Raw genomic sequence first — 17,011 nt, forward strand, 5'->3', positions numbered from 1 at the left:
AAAACAGAACCAATCCCAGCCTACCCCCCTTCTCGACGCGGCACCGCCCCGACGTCGCCGCCGGCGTCGATTCCTTGCGCGTCCCCGCTGCCGCCCTGCTGCGCGCCCGCCGGATAAGCCGCGTCCCGCAGCCGCGCCAGCTCCGCATCGAGCGGCCGGCCGGCGGCGCGCTGCATCTGCGCGAGCGCGTGCGCGACCGCGGCGCGCGCGCGCGCCGCCATCTCGCGCCGGTCGCCTGTCGCCGCGATCGGCTCGCCGACGTACAGATGCGCGGTCAGCGGCCCGCTCTCCAATACCCGGTCGAGCGACTTGCCAAGCGAAAGTTCACCGACATACGCCGGCGCCAGCGACTGGCGCCCGTGCGCATCCTCATACATCAGGCAAATCGGTTGCACCGCGCACTGCGCCTCGACCACGGCTTGGAACATATTCGAATGGAACGGCAAAAGCCCGAGGCCATCGGACGTCGTGCCTTCCGGAAACACGCACATCAGTTCGCCGTTGCCGAGACGAGCGGCCAGCGCGTGCATGATCCGCTTCGCCTCGCTGCGCTTCTCGCGCTGAATGAACACGGTGCCCAGACGCTCGGCCAACCAGCCGATCACCGGCCAGTCCCGCACCTCGGCCTTGGAGACGAACGGCGTCGGCCGCCACGCATTGATCACGTAGATATCGAGCCACGACACATGATTGCCGACCACGAGCGCGCGCGCGTCGAGCCGCGCGCTGTCGTTATGCACGACGAGCCGCATCCCGCAGAGCCGCAGCATCTTCAGGGTCCAGCGCTGCGTGAGTTGCCGGCGCCGCGCGGGCGCCGCGCGCCGAAAACGGATGGCGACGATCGCCATTCCAGCCAGCAGATGCAGGACGAGGCGCGCCTTGCGGAGGGCTTTCATGATGGGCGCTCGCGTCAACGGCGCTCGAACGCGACCTGGCCGGCAACGAGCGTCGCGCACACCTGCGTCGGCAGTTCGTAGCCGAGGAACGGCGTATTGTGCCCCTGGCTCTTCAGCGCGCGCGGCTCGACATACCAGTGCGCGCGCGGATCGAACACGCACAGATCGGCTGCCGCGCCCTCCGCGATCCGGCCGGCCGGCAGCTTCAGCACATCGGCCGGCGCCGAGCTGATCTTCGCCAGCGCCTGCGCGAGCGGCACGCCCGCCTCACGCGCCCACTTCACCGTCAGCGACAGCAGCAGTTCAAGCCCCGTCGCGCCCGGCGTCGCTTCCGCGAACGGCAGCAGTTTTTCATCGTCATCGACGGGGGTGTGGTCGGAGCAGATCGCGTCGATCGTGCCGTCGGCCAGCGCCGCGCGGATCGCTTCGCGGTCGCGCTCGTTGCGCAGCGGCGGATCGAGGCGAAATTGCGCATCGAAATAGCCGATATCGACGTCAATCAGATGCAGGTGATTCACGCCGACGTCGCAGGTCACATTCAGGCCCTCGGCCTTCGCCGCGCGCACGAGCGCGATACCCGCCGCCGACGACAGCCGCGCGACGTGCACGCGCGCGCCCGTCACGCGCATCAACTCGAACAGCGTATGCAGCGCGATCGTCTCGGCCGCGACCGGCACGCCCGACAGGCCGAGCCGCGACGCAACCGGCCCGCTCGCCGCGACGCCGCCCTTCGCGAGAAACGCGTCGACCGGGCGCAGCCACACCGTATAGCCGTAAGTGCTCGCATATTGCAGCGCGCGCAGCAGCACCTGCGTATCGGTGACGGGCACGTTCGCCTGCGTGAAGCCGATGCACCCCGCTTCGGTCAATTCGACCATCTCCGTGATCACGCTGCCCTTCAGGCCGACGGTCAGCGCGCCGAGCGGATACACGTGGGCCTGATGCAGATTGCGGGCGCGAAACTTCAGCATCTCGACCAGGCCAGGCTCGTCGAGCACGGGATCGGTGTCGGGCGGACACACGAGGCTCGTCACGCCGCCCGCGACGGCCGCGGCCATCTCCGATTCGAGCGTCGCCTTGTGCTCGTAGCCGGGTTCGCGCAGCCGCGCCGACAAGTCGACGAAGCCCGGTGCGACGATCATCCCGGTCGCGTCGATCGTCTTGGCCGCGTTGAAATCGGCGGGCGCGCTCGCGCCGATCGCCGCGATTTTTCCGGCCGCGACGAATACGTCGGCCTGCCGCTCGGTGCCGGCCGCCGGATCGATCACCGTGCCGCCTTTGATATGAATCTTCATGCGCTGTCTGCTTATGCGTTGAATGCGTGAATGCGTCGAGTCCGATGCGCGGCGCGCCGCGGCGGGCACGAGCCCGCGCCGCCGCGCGCGTTCAGTCGCTGTTGCCCGCGACGATGCCCATCACCGCCATGCGCACGGCAATGCCGAAAGTCACCTGGTTCAGGATCACGGATTGGGGACCGTCTGCCACCTGCGAGTCGATCTCGACGCCGCGGTTCATCGGGCCGGGGTGCATCACGATCGCGTCGGGCGCGGCCAGCGCGAGACGCTCGGGCGTAAGCCCCCAGCTTTTGAAATACTCCTGCGCGGACGGCAGCAGCGCGCCGCTCATCCGTTCGTTCTGCAAACGAAGCATGATGATCACGTCGACGCCCTTCAGACCTTCATCGAGATTGTGGAATACCCGCACGCCCATCTGCTCGAGCCCGCCAGGCAACAGCGTGCGCGGGCCGATCGCGCGCACCTCGGGCACGCCGAGCGTGGTCAGCGCGTGGATATCCGAGCGCGCGACGCGCGAGTGCAGGATATCGCCGACGATGGCCACACGCAGCTTCGTAAAATCGCGCTTGTAGTGGCGGATCGTATACATGTCGAGCAGGCCCTGCGTCGGATGCGCATGGCGGCCGTCTCCCGCGTTGATCACGTGCACGTGCGGCGCGCAGTGCTCGGCGATCAGGTACGGCGCGCCGCTCGACGCATGGCGCACGACGAACAGATCGGCATGCATCGCCGACAGGTTGTTGATCGTGTCGAGCAGCGATTCGCCCTTGCTCGTCGACGACGCGTTGATATTCAGATTGATCACGTCGGCGGACAGGCGCTTCGCCGCGATCTCGAACGTCGTGCGGGTGCGCGTCGAGTTCTCGAAGAACAGGTTGAACACCGATTTGCCGCGCAACAGCGGCACCTTCTTCACTTCGCGGTCGGTCACGCTGACGAATTGCTCGGCGGTGTCGAGGATCTGGTTGACGATCGCGCGGGGCAACCCCTCGATCGTCAGCAGATGCTTGAGCTCGCCGTTCTTCGTGAGCTGCGGGTTGCCCTTCAGGAAGCCGTAGCGATGGCGCTCGGCGGGCGCGGACGCAGCGGAGGTGCCGGTGCGGCCGGAAATGTCGGTCGTCATGATGTGCGTGATTCCAACGTGTTGCTGAACGGCACGCCCGCGCAAATCGGGCGCGGGCGGCCGGAATGCATGACGCTGCGGCCTCAGAGGCCGCGCGCCTCGGTGCGAAGCGTGAACGCGGCGGCGTCGGTGCGCTCGAGCACGAGCGTCGCGTCGGCCGCGACGTCGAGCGTGCCGCCGACGAAGCGCGCCGCCACCGGCAGCTCGCGCCCGCCGCGATCGGCAAGCACCGCCAGTTCGACGGCGGCGGGACGCCCGTAGTCGAACAGTTCGTTGAGCGCGGCCCGCACGGTGCGCCCGGTGTACAGCACGTCGTCGACGAGCACGATCCGGCGCCCTTCGACCTCGAACGGCAGCGAGGTCGGACTCGCCTGGCTGTGCAGCCCCTTTTTCGCGTAATCGTCACGATGCAGCGCGACATTGACAACGCCGAAGCCCGGCGCGGCCAAATCGCGCGCCAGACGCTCCGCAAGCCATGCACCGCCGCTGTAAATGCCGGCAACGACAGGGCCGTGCGGCGCTGAGAACGCGGCTTGCCCATAGGCGCCGCGAATCTGGTCGAGCAGGACGCGGTAAAGCGCCTCGGCATCAATGAAGCTCATGATGGTCGGACAACTCGTCGAGATATTGTTGAAGAATGATGCGGGCGGCTTCGGCATCGATGCGCGCCGCGGCCGCGCCGCGCGCGCGCAAATCCGCGCGCGCGTCGACCGACGAGTAACGTTCGTCGACCCAGCTCACGGGCAGATTGAAGCGTCCGTTCAATTGATTGCCGAAGCGCCTGGCCTGCTGCGTCATCTCGTGCGGCGCGCCGTCCGGATGAAGCGGCAAGCCGACGACGAGCGCATCCGGCTGCCACTGCGCGATCAGCTCGCCAATCGCCTTGAAGCGATGCTCGCGGTTTAGATTGGGGATGATGACGAGCGCACGGGCCGATCGAGTCAGCCGATTGCCGATCGCCACGCCAATGCGTTTTTCGCCGTAGTCGAACGCAAGGAGCGTCGCGTCGCGCGCAAGCACCGCGCTCATGCGTGCCCTGCCTCGCCGGAGAGCATCGACGAACTGACTCCAAGCAAACCGAGCGCCGCCTCGAAACGCTCCTCGGCGGGCGTATCGAACACGATGCGCGGATCGGCCTCGACCGTGAGCCAGCCGTTCTTCGAGATTTCCTCTTCGAGCTGGCCAGCGCCCCAGCCGGCATGACCGAGCGTCAACAGGAACCGCTTCGGGCCCGTACCCGTCGCGACCGCCTCGAGCACGTCCTTCGACGTCGTCATCTCCAGCCCGCCTTCGACCGTCATCGATGAGTTGTACGAACTGCCCTCAACCGGCTCGTGCAGCACGAAACCGCGCTCGGTCTGCACCGGGCCGCCGAAATACACGGGGATGTGTAGAAGCGGCTCGATTTCGAGCTTCAAATCGATACGGTTGAAAAGCGATTCGAGATCGATATCAGTCGGACGATTGATGACGAGGCCGAGCGCACCGCGCTCGCTGTGATCGCAAAGATAGACCACCGTTCCTGAAAACGTCGGATCGGCCATGTTCGGCATGGCGATCAGAAACTGGTTGGTGAGATTGATGCGATCGGAACTCTTAGACATAGTTTGAATTTTAGCAAAGACCTCGCACGCCACGGTCGCCGCGCGAGTCGACACGATGTTCACTCACTCTATCACGCGTTCGAAACCCATCGATGTACCGTCCCGCGCGCTGTTGCCCGGCACCGCGCAATACATGCTGCCACGACTTTCGCGATTTTTCGGTACGCGTCTTCAAGGTTCTTGTAACACACTTTGATACACCTGCTCGGCTCACCCGGCCCGCGCAGCTTATACCGAAGGGGCGTCCAAGCCCGACAATGCATGGGCGAGCGCCGCGCGCGCCGCCGATAGATCGGGCGGCGCCATGCCGGCTGCGATCTTGTGCAACGCGGCACGCAGCGCTTCGGCCGCCTGGGCGCAGGCCGCCGGGCTGGGCGCAAGCCCGGTGCCGAGATGGGCGCGGCACCGCCATGCAAGCCCCAGCGCATCGGCGAGCAGCGCCGTATGCCCGAGGCCGAGAGCACACGCGGCCGAACCGACGCGATACGCTGCCTGCGCCGCGCGCAATGCCGCGCCGGCATCGGCCGTGCGCGCATCCAGCGTAAGCTCGCTCATCGATGCATCCGCCGTTTGCAAAAAATCCTCATATGCATGACAGTTGACGACTACCGCGCCGAGCTCACGCGTCGGCTCGACGCGCACCGCGTCCGCCTCCGCGCGCGCGGCGCCCGCCTCCCACAACGCCTCGGAAGCCTGCGTCCCCGCAACATGCCAAGCGACGGTCAACCCGTAGTCGTGCAGCAGCTCCACATCGGCGCCGTCCTCCGCCGCCGCGCCGTACAACGCGTAATCGCGCCAAAAGAGCGCGAGCGTCTGCCTGACGAGCGCGGCGGGCGCGATTCGCAAGCCGTGCGCCTGCTCGCCGAGCAGCAGATTGCAGCGCGCGAGAAAACGCTTGAGTTCGACACCGCCGCTCGCGCGCAGCACCCGGATGCACGCAAGCGCAAGCCGCCAATAATCGTAAGGAAAAGGACCCGCGAGTTCGGCCACACAATCGGCAAGCCCGTCGAGCGCCGCGCTGGACGCTGCTTGCGGCGCGCGCAGCGCACCGAGCAATGCCTGCTCGTAACGTGCGCGCAAATGCGCGAGCGCATGTTCCGACAACGGATACAGCGTCGCGGCCGGCACTGGCCGCCCGGCAAGCGCCAGCGCGTCGGGCGGCGTGTCGGCGCGCAAATCGCCCGCGGCCTGCACGCGCAGCGCCCGATAGTGCTCGAACAGAACCGGCGAGCACGCAAGCTCGCGCAAATTGCGCCTCTCGACCGCCGCCCGGAAATCCCGCAACGCCGTTTCAAACTCGACCGGCTGCAACTCGATCGACGCAAGCGGCGCGGCTTGCGCCAGGGCATTGCAGAAGCGCTCGGCCGCAAGCCAGCCCGCTTCGCGCAACACGGCGGCCGCCGCGGCAAGCGAGGCGGCCGGATCGGCACGCCGCGCGAACGACTGCTGCGCGGCTTGCAATGCCGCATCGGCAGCCGGCACCGCACCGCCTCGCGGATTGGGCAACGCGTCCGGGATCGGGAGTGATGCGAATTCGCGGAAAGTGGGCACGAGCGTCAGCACCAGAAACATAGCCGCGCCGCAAGCAGCGCAGGAAGACCGCCGATGCCGTTGCGCCTTACCGCCCGCCCTCGCTCACGCGGGACCGGGCGGCCGGAGATGGCGGTCAGATCTGAACCATCTCGAAATCTTCCTTACGCGCGCCGCACTCGGGGCATGTCCAATTGATGGGAACATCTTCCCAACGTGTGCCCGGAGCGATTCCCTCTTCCGGCAACCCAGCTTCTTCGTCGTAGATCCAACCGCAGATCAGGCACATCCAGCTTTTATGTTCCATCTTAAGCCGCGTAAAGAAAAGTCGTCGATTTCAAAAGAGCCATGATGGTACCGTGTCGGCGCCGGGCTGCCTAGCAATCCGCCTTCTAGCGCGCCAGCGTGCCGGATCACGTTAAAAAAAAGCTCGATTCGGCAAATTCCGCCTCATAATGGCTGCGCGCACGCACATCTCAGGCGCATCTGGCCCGCTTCACCGTTTTTTCTTTCCCCATTTCCATGTCCAGCAACACCCCTCCGATTGTCCTCACTTTCGGCCTGTCCGACCCGACGGGCGGCTCCGGCTTGCAAGCCGACCTGATGACCCTGGCAAGCATGGGCTGTCACGGTGTGTCCGTCTTGACGGGCTATACCGTGCGCGATTCCGCCGCATGCGACGAAGTCACCGGGCTCGATCCCGACACCGTCGCCGCGCAAGCGCGCATGCTGCTCGAAGACATGCCCGTCGCCGCCTTCAAGATCGGCGCCGCGACGCGCGCCGAGGTCGTGAGCGCGATCGCCGAGGTGGCCGCCGACTACGACGGCGTACCACTCGTCCTCGCGCCGGATTTCACGCTCGACGACGAGCACGTGCTCGCCGCCGACGAGTTGCGCGAATCGATCGCCGACCTGCTCGCGCCCCAGACGACGTTGCTCGTTGCCGATCACGCGACGCTTCTCGCGCTCGCGCAGCCCGACGGCGACGCCGAAGCGCCCAATCTGGACACCGCGCTGGCTCATTTGCTGAGTCAAGGCTGCGAGTACATTCTGGCGACGGAAACAGGCTCGCACCGGCTCGTCAACTCGCTGTACAGCGAGGAAGGCCAGATCCGGCAGGATTTGTGGGAACGCACGCCGCACCGGCTGATGGGCATCACCGACACGCTCGGCGCGGCGATCGCCGCACTGCTCGCGAACGGCCAGGAGCCGCCGGAAGCGGTGCGCGAAGCACAGGAATATCTGTACCAGGCGGCGCGCGGCGCATTCCGGCCCGGCATGGGCGCCTATCTGCCGGATCGGTTCTTCTGGGCGCGCAGCAACGACGACGAAACGCCGATGGCGTCGGCGATCGGCAAGCGCGCGCGCTGATGCCGCCCCGCCGCCCTCGCGCCCGATAACCGCGTCGCGCGGGCTTGCCGAAGAGACGAAGGCGCGCGCCGCGCCGGCCACGTTCTATCGTTAGGCGTCCGGCCTGCAGCTTCCCGCTTTCTGCTTCAGGCCGGCGGCAGTCAGCCGCTCCAAACGAAAACACCCGCGTCGCCGCGGGTGTTTTCGTTTGGGAGAACGCGCGTCGCCGCGCGTTCTTCAATGCAACCGACGTGATGCCGATTACATGTCCATGCCCATGCCGCCCATGCCGCCCGGCATACCGCCCGGCGCCGGAGCGTCTTCCTTCGGCAGCTCGGCAACGGCTGCGTCCGTCGTCAGCAGCAGGCCCGCAACCGATGCCGCGTTCTGCAGCGCGGTGCGCGTGACCTTGGTCGGGTCGACGACGCCGGCTTCGACCATGTCGACGTACTCACCCGTCGCCGCGTTGTAGCCGTAGTTGCCCTTGCCTGCAGCAACTGCCGCCACCACGACGCTGGCTTCTTCGCCGCCGTTCGTGACGATCTGACGCAGCGGCTCTTCCATCGCGCGCAGCACGATCTTGATACCGGCGTTCTGGTCGGCGTTCGCACCGCTCAGCGAGGCGATCGCGGTACGTGCGCGGATCAGCGCAACGCCGCCGCCCGGGACGATGCCTTCTTCAACGGCCGCGCGCGTGGCGTGCAGCGCGTCTTCGACACGTGCCTTCTTTTCCTTCATTTCGACTTCGGTCGCAGCACCGACCTTGATCACCGCCACGCCGCCGGCCAGCTTCGCCACGCGCTCTTGCAGCTTTTCACGGTCGTAGTCCGACGTTGCCTCTTCGATCTGCGTGCGGATTTGCTTGACGCGCGCTTCGATGTTCGCAGCTTCGCCTGCGCCGTCGATGATCGTCGTGTTTTCCTTGCCCACTTCGATGCGCTTGGCCTGACCGAGTTCGGCCAGCGTAGCCTTCTCGAGCGTGAGGCCGGTTTCTTCCGCGATGACCTGGCCGCCGGTCAGGATCGCGATGTCTTCCAGCATTGCCTTACGGCGGTCGCCGAAGCCCGGCGCCTTGACCGCAACGGTCTTCAGGATGCCGCGGATGTTGTTGACGACCAGCGTTGCGAGCGCCTCGCCTTCGACGTCTTCAGCGATGATCAGCAGCGGACGGCCTGCCTTCGCGACTTGTTCGAGCACCGGCAGCAGATCGCGAATGTTCGAGACCTTCTTGTCGTGCAGCAGCACGTAAGGGTTCTCGAGAACGGCGACTTGCTTGTCCGGGTTGTTGATGAAGTACGGCGACAGGTAACCGCGGTCGAACTGCATACCTTCGACGACGTCGAGTTCGTCGGCGAGCGACTTGCCGTCTTCGACGGTGATCACGCCTTCCTTGCCGACCTTGTCCATTGCCTCAGCGATGCGATCGCCGATCGACGAATCGCTGTTCGCCGAGATCGCGCCGACTTGCGCGATTTCCTTGTTCGTCGTGCACGGCTTGCTGATCTTCTTCAACTCTTCGACTGCCGCAGCCACGGCCTTGTCGATACCGCGCTTCAGGTCCATCGGGTTCATGCCCGATGCGACGTACTTCATGCCTTCGCGAACGATCGATTGCGCGAGAACGGTTGCCGTCGTCGTGCCGTCGCCTGCGTTGTCGCTGGTCTTGGAAGCAACTTCCTTGACCATTTGCGCGCCCATGTTCTGGAGCTTGTCCTTCAGCTCGATTTCCTTGGCGACCGACACACCGTCCTTGGTGACCGTCGGGCCGCCGAAGCTGCGCTCGAGCACGACGTTGCGGCCCTTCGGACCCAGCGTGACCTTCACTGCGTTGGCGAGAATGTTCACGCCTTCGACCATCTTCGCGCGAGCGGAATCGCCGAATACGACGTCTTTAGCTGCCATCTTCTAACTCCTTGGATTCTTGAGAATATGTACCGTTAAGTGAACGCTTACTTGGCGTTGACCACAGCCATGATGTCTTCTTCGCGCATCACGAGCAGTTCCTGGCCGTCGACCTTGACGGTCTGGCCAGCGTACTTGCCGAACAGCACACGATCGCCGACCTTCACGTCGAGCGCGATCGCCGCGCCTTTGTCATCGCGCTTGCCCGGACCGATGGCGAGCACTTCACCTTGATCCGGCTTTTCAGCTGCCGCATCGGGAATCACGATGCCCGAGGCGGTCTTGGTTTCCTGATCCAGGCGCTTGACGATCACGCGATCGTGCAACGGACGAAGGTTCATATTCACTCCTCTCTTGAATGAGACTGAAGAACGCTGGGAAACTGCCGGCCAGTGTACCGTCCGGCAGGAATTGTTAGCACTCTCGTGCAGCGAGTGCTAATTATATGGACGGGTTTTGACAAATTCAAGAAGCGGGAATTGCGGAAATTTCGGAGGGGTTACGGCGCACGGAAACCAACGGCTCGCGCTTCACCATTGAAGAAAATTTTTTTAAGAACAAGGATCTGCGAAACAACCCGCCCGCGCTGCAACCGCAGAGGGAGCTTCTGCCGCCCCGGCGTCGCCCCACATCTCGGCGCTCACGCGGATCGATCCGCTATGCGAAGCCGGTGCGCTGCGTGCGGACGCCGCACAGCATCTTAGGGATGGATCGGATTATCGCGAGCAGCCGCGCACGATCTTCCGCTCTCTAATCCGCAAACGAATGCAGCCCATATCGGCGCGGGCAAACAAACGGCATCGGCCCGCGGCCGTGCCGTGTCGCTCCGTTGACTCGGGTTAGCTTCCGCATTGCAAAGGCGCGTGCGCGTCGCGCGACACCCTCGCCCGCCGGCCAGCAAACTTTATCTCGACAGAACGCCTGCCCGCGTCGGGGCAGGCGCGGCGTCGGAGGCACGCAGATTCGCCGCCCCCACACCCGAGCCCGCGATCGGCTTCGGTATCGTGCTCCCCAGGCCCGGCAATGCGCGCAGCACCGTTTCGGCCGACGAACCGACCGAATCGATGGCGCTGCCGATCGCAGCGGCTCCCGTCGAGAACGCCGAACGCGCGATATTCACAGTGCTGCTGCCGAGCGCGGCACTGCCCAATGAGGTTGCACTGTCCGCAGCTGTACGCAAGCTGGCGTAGCCCGGTTGCGTGTCCGGCAGGACGCCCGTCCCGCCCGCGCCCGTCAACGCGCGGGCGACCGCGCCGAGCGCCGCCGCGGCGGAGTGGCGCAGCTCGCCGGCCGCCAGCGTATCGATCGCGCCGCTCACGACATTGGCAATCGGGACGATCGGATTGCCGCCCCCCGAGCCAACGCGGCCGAACGCCTCCGCAACGTTATTGAGCGCGCTCGTCAAAACGCCCGCCGGGTTGATGGCCGGCAGCACGTTCATGACATCGCCGAGCGCATTCGCCACCGGGCTGGCATTCGCCGCGGCAGCCAGCACGTCCACCGACGAACCCGCCGTCGCTTGCGCCGCGGCCGCACTGCTCGCGAGGATCGCGCTCGACGGGTCGCCCGCGGTATTCGAAAGCAAGCCGCCGGCATGGCTCACGGCGTCGCCCGGCGCGCCCGCCGAAGGGCCGCCGCCCTGCAACGCGACCGCCGGCTCGCGCACGTACCCTGGCATATCCGTCGAGCCGCGAACGCCAGCGCGTGCCGCAACATCCGGCACGCCGTCGGTCGATACGGCCCATGTGCCGCCCAAGCTGGCGCTACCAGGTTCACCGGCCGAAACCCGGACAGTGCCGAAGCCCGCCCGTTGCGCTACGGCAGGCGTCGGCATCGCGCTGAATGCCGCTGTGGCCGACAGCGCGATGGCCGTCGACCTGAAGCGATGTTTCATTGATGTGATCTCGTGTGAAGGGATGCTGCCGCCGTCGCGACTAGAACCGCAGCGCACAAAGCATGCCAACCGATTTGGGCCGCCGCCCACACACCATTTCACCCAACGAAACCGAACAACAGAGTATTTAGTGTTTCAACTCCACGCAGGCGCAATCGCGCTTACGCCGCCCACCGGCATTGTTACGTTTTGCGTAACGTAACAAATGAATTTTCCGTTACATGATCGCTGATGAAATGCACATCACAGCCCTATACGCCGCTCGCCAGAAATTCATCAACAAATAAAATAAACATAACGAAACTTCATAAAAAACCCCTATCCGACTCAGCTCACCACCAATACGGCATCGCACGCTGACACCGTTCACGCGCACCTCTGCCGGCCGGACGCGCAAATTCACTCTCTTTCATCCGTCGTTAATCGTTTTTCATTCGGCCAGCTACCAACCATTTGCATAAATGGCGATCTCCTCATCGCGCATTCAATGTCGATATTTCTTATCTGAGCAATCAAATCCAATTTCGGAGGATTTCAAAAATTCCCAAAAATCTAAATCGATTGCGATCGCGCCGCCCGCCTATCCGGCAATCCGAAAGACCGTCGGCCGACGACGAAAGCAATGCGCTATGCCGCGCTATGCCGCATTCTCCATGCCGGACGCCCGCTTTTGCTTCAACGGAATGTCTTCGCACGCCGGCCGGTCGTTCACGGCGCCCGTCTGACGCTCCCGATACGATTCGCCCCACTCGCGCAGGCTGATCAATACCGGCGCGAGCGTCTGGCCAAGCGGCGTCAGCTCGTATTCAACCTTCGGCGGCACCTGCGGATAGACATGGCGCGCGACGATGCCATCCGCCTCCAGCTCGCGCAACTGCAAAGTCAGCATCCGCTGCGTCGTATTGGGCATGAGCCGCGTCAACTCCATGAAGCGCCGCTTGCCACGCAGCAAATGAAACAGAATGACGGGCTTCCACAATCCGCCGATCACGGAAAGCGTCACTTCGACATCGCATCCGCTCTTGCTGTCCAGTCGCTTGGGTCGCATGTTCATACCTACATAATTGACAGTACCAGCTTTAATTGTACGTTCTTGCGCACATCGAAGTACGTCGAGACAATTCGATCAACGTCGATCTCGCAGCGCACCACCGTGCGCTCGCCATTCACAGGAGTCGGAACATGAAAGCCATCATGCTGCGCCAGCCCGCTGGCCTCGAACAGCTCGCCCGCGTCACGCTCGCCGATCCGGGCGCGCCGGGCGCCGGCGAAATTCGCGTGCGCATCCACGCAAGCTCGCTCAATTATCACGATCTCGGCGTCGTCACCGGCAGAATGAACACGGCCGACAAGCGCATTCCGATGTCGGATGGCGCGGGCGTCGTCGAAGCGATCGGCGAAGGCGTCACGGAGTTCGCGCCCGGCGATGCGGTGGTATCGACGTTCTTCCCGCAATGGCTCGACGGCGCTCCGACGACCGCGGATTTCGCGACGGTGCCTGGCGACGGCGTCGACGGCTATGCGCGCGAAACCGTCGTGCGGCCCGCGCACTGGTTCACGCGCGCGCCAAGCGGCTATACGCACGAGCAAGCCGCGACGCTGACGACAGCCGGCCTGACCGCATGGCGCGCGCTCGTGGTCGACGGCCGCCTGAAGGCCGGCGACACCGTGCTCGTACTCGGCACGGGCGGCGTATCGATCTTCGCGCTGCAATTCGCAAAGCAAATGGGCGCGCGCGTGATCGTCACGTCGTCGTCGGACGAGAAGCTCGAGCACGCGCGGACGCTCGGCGCCGATCACGTCGTCAACTACCGGCGCGACGCAAACTGGGCCGCGAAGGTGCTTGAACAAACGAACGGCGTCGGCGCCGATTACGTGATCGAAGTGGGAGGGCCCGACACGCTGCCGCAATCGATCGCCGCGTGCCGGATCGGCGGCCACATCGCGTTGATCGGCGTGCTCACGGGCATCGCAGGCCCCGTGCCGACCGTCACGCTGATGACGCGGCAGCAAAAGCTGCAAGGTCTCATTGTCGGCAGCCGCCGGCATCAGATCGACATGGTGCGCGCGATCGACGCAACGGGCATCAAGCCGGTGATCGACAGCACGTTCGCACTCGACGACATTGCCGAAGCATTCCGTCATCAGGCCGCGGGCAAGCACTTCGGCAAGATCTGTCTGTCGATCTAGCGCGAAGCGCGAAGCGCGCGGCAGCGCGGCAGCGCGGCGAGCCCGGCGGCGCCGCGCGCTTGGCCCGCGCGATCGGATTGCATCACGGCGAAGCTCGTCGGTGCGCTCGGCGCCGAACAAGCGGGGGAGTTGCCGTGACCGGCCACGCTGCCTGCGGGTGCGCAGAGGTGCCTGTCGGCGCCAGTCTCGGTGCCTGCGGGCAGCGTGCGCCGCACGCCGTGCCAGCCGCGCGGCGCGCTGCCGCGAAACCGCGTCGCCATCGCGACCTTCATGGCCGGCGCCACGATCATCACATCATCACGTCCGCGCGCAAATGGTAAGCCGGGTGCGCCTACATGCTGGGCGGCGCGCGCGACGCTACACCGCCGTCACATTCCGCTGTTCGTCGTAGGCGGCGCGCGCACCGAGCACCGCGCCGATATTCGACTCCGCCCATGCGATGAGCGGCCAGACCGAGGCCACGAGCGTCTGACCGAGCGGCGTGAGCGCATATTCGACCGAAACCGGCATCGTCGGATAGGCCGTGCGGGCAACGAGGCCGTCCCGCTCGAGCCGCTTGAGCGTTTGCGACAAGACCTTCTGCGACAAGCCTTCGATATGCCGCAGCAACGTATTGAAGCGCAGCGGCCGATGCGCAAGCAACGCAAGAATCAGGACAGTCCATTTGTCCGCGATGCGGTCGAGCACATGCCGGGTCGGGCATTGCGCCGCGTAAACGTTGCCGTCGCGCGGCACGTCGAGCAGCGACGGTTTCTCGCTGGTAACCTGCTGACGCTCAAGTACGCTCTTTTCCATCATCGCCACCCCGTCTATAGTTTCCGCTGGTAACTACCTATATCGCAGATACTATCATCGGCGTCCCCGCCTAGCGCGCAATGCGCAACGCGGCCGGCGCGCACCCATGCTTTTTTACCGTGGAGTCCTTTATGTCCTTGCGCATCATCGCAGCACTCGCCGTCACGGCGGCATCCGTTTTCGGCCCGAGCCTCGTCCATGCGCAAAGTGACCGGTCGACGCTACGGATCGATGTCTACAACCCCGGAGAAAAAAGCGTCTTTCCTGTTTCGTCCGAGATCATCACCGGCCGCACGGGCGCGATCCTGATCGACGCGCAATTCCAGCGCAACGACGCGCAGGCGCTGGTCGACAAGATCAAAGCAACCGGCAAGCCGCTCAAGCTCGTCTACGTGAGCCATAGCGATCCGGACTACTACTTCGGCCTCGATACGATCAAGGCCGCGTTCCCGGACGCAAAAATCGTCGCGACACCGCAAACGGTCGCCGCGATCAATGCCAACAAGGACGACAAGCTCGCCTACTGGGGGCCGATCCTGAAGGACAACGCCCCGCATGCGCTCGTTGTCCCGCAGCCGCTCGACGGTGACACGCTGACGCTCGACGGCCATAAGCTGCGCGTCGTCGGCCTCGACGGCCCGACTCCCGAGCGCACGTTCTTATCGATTCCGTCCGAGCGCGCCGTGGTGGGCGGCATTCCCGTCGCGGCGAACATCCACGTGTGGATTGCCGACACGCAAACGCCCGAGTCGCGCCGCCACTGGATCGAGACGCTCGACCGGATTGCCGCGTTGCATCCGGCGCGCGTCGTGCCGGGCCACTACCTCGCGAATCCGGACGGCAGCAAGCCTTACTCGCTCGCGGCCGTAAAGTTCACGCGCGACTATCTGATCGCGTTCGAGGCGCAAGCGGCCAAGGCCAAGAATGCCGCGGAACTGATCGCGGCGATGAAGGCGCGCTATCCGAATCTCGGCGACGTGTCGTCGCTCGAGATCAGCGCGAAAGTCATTAAAGGCGAGATGCAATGGCCGGTCGTGCGCGCATCGGGCGCGGCTGCGGCGGCAAGCCAATAAGCCCGCGGGCGATTTGGCGCCGTCGGCATGCGTGACGAGGATATCGAACGCGGCAACGTTCGCGCGGATGCGCGCATCGCGCGCCGAAGCGGCTACGCATTGCGCGGTGCGCGCAATTCGGATCGATGGCCCGGTCTGATGCATGACCCGCCACGCATACCGTGCGCCGTTTTCTGTCGAAATCTAGTATTTTGGATTTTCCTCCAATATACTGGACCACATGAATGTCAACCAATTGATCGCCCGGCGCGTGCGCGCATTGCGCGACTTCCACGGCTATTCGCTCGATGCACTAGCCGAGCGCAGCAAGGTGAGCCGCTCGAACATCTCGCTGATCGAACGCGCGCAGAGCAGCCCGACGGCCGTTGTGCTCGAGCGGCTCGCCACCGCGCTCGGCGTGCCGCTCGCGTCGCTGTTCGAGGACGAGCCCGCCGAACGAACCGCCTCGCCGCTCGCGCGCGCGGCCGAGCAGCCGGTCTGGAGAGATCCGGCGTCGGGCTACGTGCGCCGGACGTTGTCGCCGTCGATGCCATCGCCGCTCACGCTCGTCGAAGTGCGGTTCCCCGCCGGCGAACGTATCGCCTACGATGCCGGCGAGCGCAACGCCGACGTTCATCAACAAATCTGGATGCTCGACGGCGAGATGGACATCACGACCGGCGATGACACATGGCGCGTCGCGGCCGGCGACTGTCTCGCGATGCGCATCGATCGTCCGACCCTCTTCTTCAATCCGGGCCGCAAGACCGCGCGTTATGTCGTCGCGCTCGCATCAGCGCCCGCCGCGCACACAGGACGATCCGGATGAACGACGCAATCGGCGCCATCGGCATACGCCGGATCGGCCCAAACGAGGCGGCCGCATATGTCGACGCGCTCGCCGACGTGCTGCTCGACTGCGTCGACGGCGGCGCGTCGGTCGGCTTCATGGCGCCGCTCGCGCCCGAGCGCGCGTGCGCGTTCTGGCGCGATGTGGCCGCGTGCGTCGCGCGCGGCGAGCGCGTGCTGTTCGTCGCGGAGCAGGCCGATGGGCGCGTTGTCGGCACCGTGCAGATGATCGTCGGCCTGCCGGAGAACCAACCGCATCGTGCCGACGTCGCGAAGATGCTGGTGCGACGCGACGCGCGCCGCCAAGGCGTCGCGCGACGGCTGCTGGCGGCACTCGACGACACCGCGCGCGAGCTCGGCAAAACGCTCCTCGTACTCGATACGGCAACGGGCAGCGACGCCGAGCGGCTCTACCAGAGCGCCGGCTGGCAATGCGTCGGCGTCGTGCCGAACTACGCGCTGATGCCCGACGGCGCGCCCTGTTCTACGACGTTCCATTACAAGCGGCTCTGAGCCCGGCGGCGCCTGTCT

At 65.3% G+C, this 17,011-nt stretch carries 18 protein-coding genes and 1 pseudogene; 5 read left to right on the forward strand and 14 right to left on the reverse strand.

Annotated elements, in window-relative coordinates; translation table 11 throughout:
• Positions 1 to 20: 20 nt before the first annotated feature.
• The 8 genes from BSIN_RS15955 to BSIN_RS15990 all read right to left on the reverse strand — a co-directional run bounded on the left by BSIN_RS15955 (position 21) and on the right by BSIN_RS15990 (position 6,755).
• The gene (locus BSIN_RS15955) at positions 21 to 896 is read right to left on the reverse strand and encodes a lysophospholipid acyltransferase family protein (RefSeq protein WP_089341232.1); all 876 of its coding nucleotides are present in this window, start codon (positions 894 to 896) and stop codon (positions 21 to 23) included.
• Positions 897 to 910: 14 nt separating this feature from the next.
• Positions 911 to 2,191, reverse strand: a complete 1,281-nt coding sequence (locus BSIN_RS15960) for a dihydroorotase (protein WP_069233940.1) — start codon at positions 2,189 to 2,191, stop codon at positions 911 to 913.
• A gap of 91 nt (positions 2,192 to 2,282) precedes the next feature.
• Complete coding sequence (locus tag BSIN_RS15965; RefSeq protein ID WP_089341233.1) at positions 2,283 to 3,314, reverse strand: aspartate carbamoyltransferase catalytic subunit; 1,032 nt, start codon at positions 3,312 to 3,314, stop codon at positions 2,283 to 2,285.
• 83 nt (positions 3,315 to 3,397) lie between these two features.
• The gene (pyrR, locus tag BSIN_RS15970) at positions 3,398 to 3,916 is read right to left on the reverse strand and encodes a bifunctional pyr operon transcriptional regulator/uracil phosphoribosyltransferase PyrR (RefSeq protein WP_059519998.1); all 519 of its coding nucleotides are present in this window, start codon (positions 3,914 to 3,916) and stop codon (positions 3,398 to 3,400) included.
• A complete protein-coding gene (gene ruvX, locus BSIN_RS15975; RefSeq protein ID WP_089341234.1) occupies positions 3,903 to 4,343 on the reverse strand; it encodes a Holliday junction resolvase RuvX in 441 nt (146 codons plus the stop codon). Before ruvX ends, pyrR begins: the two co-directional genes overlap by 14 nt.
• Positions 4,340 to 4,918: a YqgE/AlgH family protein gene (locus BSIN_RS15980; RefSeq protein ID WP_059520000.1), complete on the reverse strand. Its 579-nt coding sequence runs from the start codon at positions 4,916 to 4,918 to the stop codon at positions 4,340 to 4,342. The genes ruvX and BSIN_RS15980 overlap by 4 nt, the downstream gene beginning before the upstream one ends.
• Positions 4,919 to 5,146: 228 nt before the next feature.
• Positions 5,147 to 6,400: a hypothetical protein gene (locus tag BSIN_RS15985; protein WP_173678703.1), complete on the reverse strand. Its 1,254-nt coding sequence runs from the start codon at positions 6,398 to 6,400 to the stop codon at positions 5,147 to 5,149.
• Positions 6,401 to 6,584: 184 nt separating this feature from the next.
• On the reverse strand, positions 6,585 to 6,755 hold the full coding sequence (locus tag BSIN_RS15990) for a rubredoxin (RefSeq protein ID WP_069233938.1): 171 nt from the start codon (positions 6,753 to 6,755) through the stop codon (positions 6,585 to 6,587).
• Positions 6,756 to 6,970: 215 nt separating this feature from the next.
• On the opposite strand from BSIN_RS15990, the gene thiD reads away from it, so the two are divergent.
• Positions 6,971 to 7,819: a bifunctional hydroxymethylpyrimidine kinase/phosphomethylpyrimidine kinase gene (gene thiD, locus BSIN_RS15995; RefSeq protein WP_059520001.1), complete on the forward strand. Its 849-nt coding sequence runs from the start codon at positions 6,971 to 6,973 to the stop codon at positions 7,817 to 7,819.
• Between the two features lie 240 nt (positions 7,820 to 8,059).
• Here the strand turns inward: thiD and groL are convergent, their stop codons facing one another.
• From groL to BSIN_RS16015, 4 genes are all read right to left on the reverse strand, one after another.
• Complete coding sequence (gene groL / locus BSIN_RS16000) at positions 8,060 to 9,700, reverse strand: chaperonin GroEL (protein WP_059520002.1); 1,641 nt, start codon at positions 9,698 to 9,700, stop codon at positions 8,060 to 8,062.
• A 47-nt stretch (positions 9,701 to 9,747) separates the two neighbouring features.
• Entirely contained in the window at positions 9,748 to 10,041 is a 294-nt protein-coding gene (gene groES / locus BSIN_RS16005) for a co-chaperone GroES (RefSeq protein ID WP_059520003.1), read from the reverse strand.
• Positions 10,042 to 10,604: 563 nt separating this feature from the next.
• Complete coding sequence (locus BSIN_RS16010) at positions 10,605 to 11,594, reverse strand: hypothetical protein (RefSeq protein ID WP_143757473.1); 990 nt, start codon at positions 11,592 to 11,594, stop codon at positions 10,605 to 10,607.
• A 637-nt stretch (positions 11,595 to 12,231) separates the two neighbouring features.
• The gene (locus tag BSIN_RS16015) at positions 12,232 to 12,642 is read right to left on the reverse strand and encodes a winged helix-turn-helix transcriptional regulator (RefSeq protein ID WP_059520089.1); all 411 of its coding nucleotides are present in this window, start codon (positions 12,640 to 12,642) and stop codon (positions 12,232 to 12,234) included.
• Between the two features lie 134 nt (positions 12,643 to 12,776).
• On the opposite strand from BSIN_RS16015, the gene BSIN_RS16020 reads away from it, so the two are divergent.
• On the forward strand, positions 12,777 to 13,784 hold the full coding sequence (locus BSIN_RS16020; protein ID WP_089341236.1) for a zinc-dependent alcohol dehydrogenase family protein: 1,008 nt from the start codon (positions 12,777 to 12,779) through the stop codon (positions 13,782 to 13,784).
• Here the strand turns inward: BSIN_RS16020 and BSIN_RS16025 are convergent.
• Both BSIN_RS16025 and BSIN_RS16030 read right to left on the reverse strand, forming a co-directional pair.
• Positions 13,781 to 14,056 (reverse strand): hypothetical protein, encoded by a 276-nt coding sequence (locus BSIN_RS16025; RefSeq protein ID WP_143757474.1) that lies wholly within the window; start codon positions 14,054 to 14,056, stop codon positions 13,781 to 13,783. The genes BSIN_RS16020 and BSIN_RS16025 overlap by 4 nt on opposite strands.
• A gap of 85 nt (positions 14,057 to 14,141) precedes the next feature.
• Positions 14,142 to 14,579 (reverse strand): winged helix-turn-helix transcriptional regulator, encoded by a 438-nt coding sequence (locus tag BSIN_RS16030; RefSeq protein WP_089341238.1) that lies wholly within the window; start codon positions 14,577 to 14,579, stop codon positions 14,142 to 14,144.
• Between the two features lie 131 nt (positions 14,580 to 14,710).
• Between BSIN_RS16030 and BSIN_RS16035 the strand changes: the two are divergent.
• The 3 genes and pseudogenes from BSIN_RS16035 to BSIN_RS16045 all read left to right on the forward strand — a co-directional run.
• Positions 14,711 to 15,649 (forward strand): annotated as a pseudogene (locus BSIN_RS16035) (MBL fold metallo-hydrolase); the annotation flags it as partial.
• Between the two features lie 223 nt (positions 15,650 to 15,872).
• Positions 15,873 to 16,460: a helix-turn-helix domain-containing protein gene (locus tag BSIN_RS16040; protein ID WP_089341239.1), complete on the forward strand. Its 588-nt coding sequence runs from the start codon at positions 15,873 to 15,875 to the stop codon at positions 16,458 to 16,460.
• Positions 16,457 to 16,993, forward strand: coding sequence for a GNAT family N-acetyltransferase (locus tag BSIN_RS16045; RefSeq protein ID WP_089341240.1), 537 nt, complete (start codon positions 16,457 to 16,459; stop codon positions 16,991 to 16,993). The genes BSIN_RS16040 and BSIN_RS16045 overlap by 4 nt, the downstream gene beginning before the upstream one ends.
• Positions 16,994 to 17,011: the final 18 nt, after the last annotated feature.

This window comes from Burkholderia singularis (assembly GCF_900176645.1).
GTDB lineage: Bacteria > Pseudomonadota > Gammaproteobacteria > Burkholderiales > Burkholderiaceae > Burkholderia > Burkholderia singularis.

Coding starts and splice junctions, on each gene's coding strand:
- BSIN_RS16025 (WP_143757474.1), bottom strand. CDS start 14,056: ATGAAGGTCGCGATGGCGACGCGGTTTCGCGGCAGCGCGCCGCGCGGC.
- BSIN_RS16010 (WP_143757473.1), bottom strand. CDS start 11,594: ATGAAACATCGCTTCAGGTCGACGGCCATCGCGCTGTCGGCCACAGCG.
- BSIN_RS16030 (WP_089341238.1), bottom strand. CDS start 14,579: ATGGAAAAGAGCGTACTTGAGCGTCAGCAGGTTACCAGCGAGAAACCG.
- groES (WP_059520003.1), bottom strand. CDS start 10,041: ATGAACCTTCGTCCGTTGCACGATCGCGTGATCGTCAAGCGCCTGGAT.
- BSIN_RS15990 (WP_069233938.1), bottom strand. CDS start 6,755: ATGGAACATAAAAGCTGGATGTGCCTGATCTGCGGTTGGATCTACGAC.
- BSIN_RS15980 (WP_059520000.1), bottom strand. CDS start 4,918: ATGTCTAAGAGTTCCGATCGCATCAATCTCACCAACCAGTTTCTGATC.
- BSIN_RS16015 (WP_059520089.1), bottom strand. CDS start 12,642: ATGCGACCCAAGCGACTGGACAGCAAGAGCGGATGCGATGTCGAAGTG.
- groL (WP_059520002.1), bottom strand. CDS start 9,700: ATGGCAGCTAAAGACGTCGTATTCGGCGATTCCGCTCGCGCGAAGATG.
- pyrR (WP_059519998.1), bottom strand. CDS start 3,916: ATGAGCTTCATTGATGCCGAGGCGCTTTACCGCGTCCTGCTCGACCAG.
- BSIN_RS16020 (WP_089341236.1), top strand. CDS start 12,777: ATGAAAGCCATCATGCTGCGCCAGCCCGCTGGCCTCGAACAGCTCGCC.
- ruvX (WP_089341234.1), bottom strand. CDS start 4,343: ATGAGCGCGGTGCTTGCGCGCGACGCGACGCTCCTTGCGTTCGACTAC.
- BSIN_RS15955 (WP_089341232.1), bottom strand. CDS start 896: ATGAAAGCCCTCCGCAAGGCGCGCCTCGTCCTGCATCTGCTGGCTGGA.
- thiD (WP_059520001.1), top strand. CDS start 6,971: ATGTCCAGCAACACCCCTCCGATTGTCCTCACTTTCGGCCTGTCCGAC.
- BSIN_RS16040 (WP_089341239.1), top strand. CDS start 15,873: ATGAATGTCAACCAATTGATCGCCCGGCGCGTGCGCGCATTGCGCGAC.
- BSIN_RS15965 (WP_089341233.1), bottom strand. CDS start 3,314: ATGACGACCGACATTTCCGGCCGCACCGGCACCTCCGCTGCGTCCGCG.
- BSIN_RS16045 (WP_089341240.1), top strand. CDS start 16,457: ATGAACGACGCAATCGGCGCCATCGGCATACGCCGGATCGGCCCAAAC.
- BSIN_RS15960 (WP_069233940.1), bottom strand. CDS start 2,191: ATGAAGATTCATATCAAAGGCGGCACGGTGATCGATCCGGCGGCCGGC.